The 1,382-nt window shown below is 34.6% G+C and carries 1 protein-coding gene; it reads right to left on the bottom strand.

Annotation, left to right across the window (positions count from 1 at the left end; genetic code table 11):
• Positions 1-16: 16 nt before the first annotated feature.
• Positions 17-1,186, bottom strand: a complete 1,170-nt coding sequence (locus DV872_RS26060; RefSeq protein ID WP_230391700.1) for a BspA family leucine-rich repeat surface protein — start codon at positions 1,184-1,186, stop codon at positions 17-19.
• Positions 1,187-1,382: the final 196 nt, after the last annotated feature.

Genomic DNA, 1,382 nt, shown 5'->3' with positions numbered 1-1,382 from the left:
AGGTCAGGAAGGCTGTTCATAAGCATATTAAGGAGGTAAATTTCTGACTAAATTGCACATGAAATTCCCCACTGGTTAGTGGGGAAAAATAATTGCAATAATGGGGAATTTTCACTTGCAAAAAACAACCAATACTGTATTTTGATTCACCTGCATCAAATATCACATCGTTTTGAATGTTTTGTGCTTCCCAGCTAATAAGAAGAGCATCATAGTTTTGCGTAGATAGAGAAGCATTTCGAAACATGTGAGTCATATTTGTTACTTTCTCCACATTCCAAAGACTTAGATCTTGATCAAAGTTTTGACATAACAAAAACATACATGACATATCTGTTACACTTGAAGTATCCCACATACTTAGATCTTGATCAAAAACTAGACACGCTTGAAACATAGAGCTCATATCAGTCACATTAGAGGTATCCCACTGCCCTAAATCATGATCAAAGAATTCACATCTAGAAAACATAAATGACATATCTGTAACATTTGAAGTATTCCATCCTCCAACATTCTGATTGAAAGCCATGTTGGTGCCATCTATACTACCAAACATCAAATGCATATCAACAACATTGCCGACATCCCATGATGATATATCAGCATTAAAAGTGTAGGCATGAGCAAACATACCGTCCATTGAGGTAACATTTGAGACATCCCATTTTCCAATGTCCTGATTAAATTCTCTCGCTCCTGAGAACATACTTCTCATGTTGGTTACATTCGAAACATCCCATGAAGAAATATCCTGATTGAAAGCCCGAGCAAATTTAAACATGTTCTCCATAGTATTTACTTTAGAAGTATCCCATTTAGATATATCAGTGTTTTGATAAGTTTCAGTAAAAAGACCTCCCATATCTTCAACACTACCAGTATCCCATGTAGAAATATCCAAACATTCATTCCTGATATCACTTTCTCTAAAAAGATTTTTCATGGACGTTACTTTTGAAACATCCCAATCTGACAATCGAAGTGGATTATGTAAGTAATTAAAGGCGCTACAACCTTCAAACATTGAAGTCATATCGATAACATTTGATGTATCCCATTGAAAAATATCTATTTCACCTCGGAATCCTTTAAAAGCATATGACATATCAGTTACATTTGATGTGTCCCATAAATTAGCACTTTTAATATCACTCGCCTGAACTCCATAAAAGGCTCCTTTCAGGCTATTTTTTATCGGAGGTATTTTATCAGTATTGAATTTAAGATTAAAACTCCTAGAGAAATAAAAACTTGGATAGGCTACACTGTTTCAGACAGTAATTACTCGGACACATTATAATTTCCAGATATAATAGATGTGAGGGTTTAGATGATAGAGAATAATGAGAAGTCCAATATGTCGAAACGATATACAGAGG

Source organism: Oceanispirochaeta sp. M1, assembly GCF_003346715.1.
GTDB lineage: Bacteria > Spirochaetota > Spirochaetia > DSM-2461 > DSM-2461 > Oceanispirochaeta.
This window is presented reverse-complemented; position numbering and strand designations above follow the sequence as displayed.